The sequence below is a fragment of the Mesorhizobium sp. M7A.F.Ca.US.005.03.2.1 genome (genome assembly GCF_003997795.1).
Classification (GTDB): Bacteria; Pseudomonadota; Alphaproteobacteria; order Rhizobiales; family Rhizobiaceae; genus Mesorhizobium; species Mesorhizobium ciceri.
Genome location: NZ_RZRP01000596.1, coordinates 1 through 3,975, shown reverse-complemented (window position 1 = coordinate 3,975; position 3,975 = coordinate 1). Strand labels below are relative to the sequence as shown.

The 3,975-nt window shown below is 61.9% G+C and carries 5 protein-coding genes and 2 pseudogenes; 5 read left to right on the top strand and 2 right to left on the bottom strand.

The features are described 5' to 3' along the window. From EN991_RS40375 to msrB, 5 genes and pseudogenes are all read left to right on the top strand, one after another. A pseudogene (locus EN991_RS40375) lies at positions 1–183 on the top strand (LysR family transcriptional regulator); the annotation flags it as partial. Positions 184–248: 65 nt separating this feature from the next. Further along, the gene (locus EN991_RS26390; RefSeq protein ID WP_127369865.1) at positions 249–695 is read left to right on the top strand and encodes a GNAT family N-acetyltransferase; all 447 of its coding nucleotides are present in this window, start codon (positions 249–251) and stop codon (positions 693–695) included. Between the two features lie 6 nt (positions 696–701). Then, positions 702–1,892, top strand: a complete 1,191-nt coding sequence (locus EN991_RS26385) for a VWA domain-containing protein (protein ID WP_127369864.1) — start codon at positions 702–704, stop codon at positions 1,890–1,892. 19 nt (positions 1,893–1,911) lie between these two features. Then, positions 1,912–2,709, top strand: a complete 798-nt coding sequence (locus tag EN991_RS26380) for a hypothetical protein (RefSeq protein WP_063173260.1) — start codon at positions 1,912–1,914, stop codon at positions 2,707–2,709. Between the two features lie 197 nt (positions 2,710–2,906). Then, positions 2,907–3,311, top strand: a complete 405-nt coding sequence (gene msrB, locus EN991_RS26375; protein WP_013529102.1) for a peptide-methionine (R)-S-oxide reductase MsrB — start codon at positions 2,907–2,909, stop codon at positions 3,309–3,311. 100 nt (positions 3,312–3,411) lie between these two features. On the opposite strand, the gene EN991_RS26370 is transcribed toward msrB, so the two are convergent. Both EN991_RS26370 and EN991_RS26365 read right to left on the bottom strand, forming a co-directional pair. Beyond that, complete coding sequence (locus tag EN991_RS26370; RefSeq protein ID WP_027162547.1) at positions 3,412–3,723, bottom strand: hypothetical protein; 312 nt, start codon at positions 3,721–3,723, stop codon at positions 3,412–3,414. A 7-nt stretch (positions 3,724–3,730) separates the two neighbouring features. After that, a pseudogene (locus EN991_RS26365) lies at positions 3,731–3,975 on the bottom strand (hypothetical protein); the annotation flags it as partial.

The following is a 3,975-nucleotide window of genomic DNA, read 5'->3' as shown; positions in this document are numbered from 1 at the left end:
CTTTCCGCCCTCGCTTACCGGGTTGTGCCCCCGGGCTTGATCGAGGTGGGCCGCAAACTCGGCCTGCCACCAATTCCCCCGTCCGAGATCGTTTTGCAGTCGCACGCTCTGCCGCCGCGGGCGCGGGAGGCGCTGCACATGCTCGCGACCGCTTTTCGCGAATATAATTCGCCTGCCGAATAGGCAAGGGTGTTCCTGATCCCGATTCTATTGGTATGGATCGGGTTCCAGACTTCAGAGGGAACGAAATGTCCGAGATAATCGTCCGCCCGCTCGCGCAGTCCGACCACGCCGATTGGCGGCGCCTGTGGACCGACTATCTCACCTTCTATGAGACGAAGCTGCCGGAAGAGGTCTACGCCGTCACCTGGAAGCGGCTGTTCACTCCGGGCGAATTCGAGCCAAAAGGCTTCATCGCCACACTGGACGGCAAGGCGGTCGGTCTCACGCACTACCTGTACCACCGCTCCGGCTGGTCGGAGAAAAACAACTGCTATCTGCAGGATTTGTTCGCCGACCCGGATGTGCGCGGCAAGGAGATCGGCGCCGCCCTTATCAACGCAGTGAAGGAAGAGGCGGCAAAGATCGGCGTCAAGAATGTCTACTGGATGACGCACGAGACCAACGCCACCGCGCGCAAGCTTTACGACCACGTCGCCCGCCGCACGGGCTTCATCGAGTATGATTTGCTGTAACCGGCCATGTTCATCCCCTTCTTCCTCGAACTGAAGGCAGCACGCGTTCCCGTCTCGCTCAGGGAATATCTGTCGCTGCTGGAGGGTCTGGAAGCCGGGCTGGTCGACTACGACGTCGAAGGTTTTTATTACCTCGCCCGCGCCGCCCTAGTGAAGGACGAGCGCCATATCGACCGCTTCGACCAGGTGTTCGCGCATGTCTTCAAGGGCATCGAAGCACTGGGCGGGCCGGATGCAGTCGATATCGCCAACATCCCCGAGGAATGGTTGCGCCGTCTCGCCGAAAAGCACCTGACCGACGAGGAGAAAAAACTGGTCGAAGCGCTCGGCGGTTTCGAGAAACTGATGGAGACATTGAAACAGCGGCTGCAGGAGCAAAAAGGCCGTCACCAGGGCGGCTCGAAATGGATCGGCACCGGCGGCACCTCGCCTTTCGGCGCCTATTGCTACAATCCCGAAGGCGTGCGCATCGGCCAGCATGAAAGCCGCAGCCGCCGCGCGGTGAAGGTCTGGGACAAACGCGAGTTCAGGAATTTTGACGATGCCGTCGAACTCGGCACCCGCAACATCAAGATCGCACTGAAACGCCTGCGTCGCTGGGTGCGCGAGGGTGCCGAGGAGGAGTTCGACCTGCCCGGCACCATTCACGCCACGGCCGAACACGGCTATCTCGACGTGCAGACGCGGCCAGAGCGGCGCAACGCGGTGAAGCTGTTGATGTTCTTCGATGTCGGCGGCTCGATGGACGACCACATCAAAAGCGTCGAGGAGCTGTTCTCGGCCGCCCGCGCCGAATTCCGCCAGCTCGAATATTTCTATTTCCACAACTGCCTCTATGAGGGCGTGTGGAAGGACAATCGCCGCAGGCATGCCGAGGTGATTCCGACCTTCGACCTGCTCCACAAATATGGGCCGGACTACAAGGTGATCGTCGTCGGCGACGCCTCGATGAGCCCTTACGAGATCGCTCACCCCGGCGGTTCGGTCGAGCACTGGAATCCGGAGGCGGGCAGCGTCTGGCTCGGCCGTCTGCTGCAGCAATGGCCGAACGCGGTATGGCTGAACCCCGAAGACCCCAAGAACTGGGGCTACACCCATTCGATTGCGATGATCCGCGACATCTTCGGCGGCCGCATGTTCCCGCTGACGCTGGCCGGGCTTGAGGGCGCGACCAAGCAGCTTTCAAGAAAGCACTGAAAGACCGACAGGAGATCCGATGACCTGCTTCCTCTGCCTGCAATGCGGCGTCCAGTTCGCGGCGACAGAGACGCCGCCAGAACATTGCCCGATCTGCGAGGACGAGCGCCAATATGTGCGCTGGGAGGGCCAAGCGTGGATCACGCCGGAGGAACTTGCCGAAGGGCACCGGCTTGTGATGAAGGACGATGCCGGCGTTCTCGCCTTCGGCATCGAGCCGCGCTTCGCCATCGGCCAACGGGCGCTGCTGGCGCAGACGCCACACGGCAACGTGCTGTGGGACTGCGTTTCGATGGTCAGCGACGAGGCGGTGGCCGAGATCAACCGCCGCGGTGGCCTGGCGGCGATCGCCATCTCGCACTGCCACTATTATTCGGTGATGGCCAGTTGGAGCGAGGCGTTTGGCGGCGTGCCGATTTATCTCCATGCCGACGACCGCCAATGGATCATGCGACCGCACAAGGCGATCGTCAGTTGGGAAGGCGAGACGCTGGCCATAAACCCTTCGCTGACGCTCATCCGCTGCGGCGGCCACTTTGCCGGCGGTCAGGTGCTGCACTGGAAACGCGATGTCGGCGACGTCTTGCTGGCCGGCGATATCTTGCAGGTGACGCCGACGCGCCGCCATGTCAGCTTCATGTACAGCTATCCGAACTACATTCCGCTCAATGCAGCGGCCGTGCGCCGCATCGCGGCGGCACTGGAGCCATTCGCGTTCGACCATATCTATGGTGCATGGTGGAACCAGAATGTCATCGGGGGCGCAAAAGCGGCGTTGGCTGCTTCGGTCGATCGCTATCTCAGGGCGATCGCATAAAGATCACGATCGAAAATGCGGGCAAATCGCGTAACAAATGCCTATCTTGGTGCGAATATGAGGTTGCAATCCGCGCATGATCCCGAACCTCCGGTTCGGAAAGGATTATGCGCAAAACCAAAGTACTACAGCGTCCTTTGCGCGTCCGATGGGCGCGCGGCGCTGTAGTAGCGAGCCGGCAAGGCTGAGGAGATCACATGGACACCCACACCTACCCTGTAACCCGCACCGACGCCGAATGGCGCGCCCGGCTGACGCCGGAGCAGTATGCCGTCATGCGCGGCCACGGCACCGAGCGGCCGGGAAGCTGCGCTTTGCTCTACGAGAAGCGCGCCGGCACCTTTTCCTGCGTCGGCTGCGACCAGCCTTTGTTTGAATCCAAGTTGAAGTTCGAGAGCGGCACCGGCTGGCCGAGCTTCAACGACCCGGTGCCGGGTTCGGTCGAAAACACCGTCGACCGCAGCTACGGCATGGTTCGCACCGAATGCCATTGCGCCCGCTGCGGCAGCCATCTCGGCCATGTTTTCGAGGACGGCCCGCCGCCGACTGGCCTGCGCTATTGCATCAACGGCGTGGCGCTGAAATTCGAGCCGGCGGCCTGAACCGAAATTCGATTGAATGAATGAAAAGGGCGGCTGCGGCCGCCCTTTTCATTGCCCCCCGGCCGAACCCGGCGAACGCGGTGGGCGCCCGTGTCCGCTCTCAGACCACGACCGTCAGGATTAGCCATAATGTGGCGCCGAGCGTCATCAGCGAGGCCTTGGCGCCACTGGCCTTTTCCGTGGTTCGCCATACGGAAAAGGTCAGAAAGAGGTTGTAGGGCACCGGTGCGAAATGCACCGCCAGAACCAGCGCGAGCGGCAGCTTCAGTCCGAGCAGGACGATCGCGGCCACCAGAGATGCGACGTTGAGCGCCGTGCCGACAAGAACAAGGTCGCGCCAGAACAGCCGGTCGAGCGGCACCTGGCCTTGCCAGCGTGAGCGGAAAAAGGAGCCGATACCCTCTGGCAACACCGGATGTCTATCCCTGCCTCAGGACTTCGGTTACCGCGCGCTCGAAGCGCGAACATTCGGTCACCAGCCAGTCGGCCATGGCTGGCCAGTTGTCCTCGGCATAGCAGTTCACCCGCCACATCGAATTGATGCCGAGATCCTCGCAACTCTGTTCCGGCCTGAGCTTCAGCCTGGCTTCGATATCAGGCTGGAACGGTTTCAACCGCGACCACGCTTGCGTGGCGCCGAACTTCTCGTTGCGGCCGAAGACGA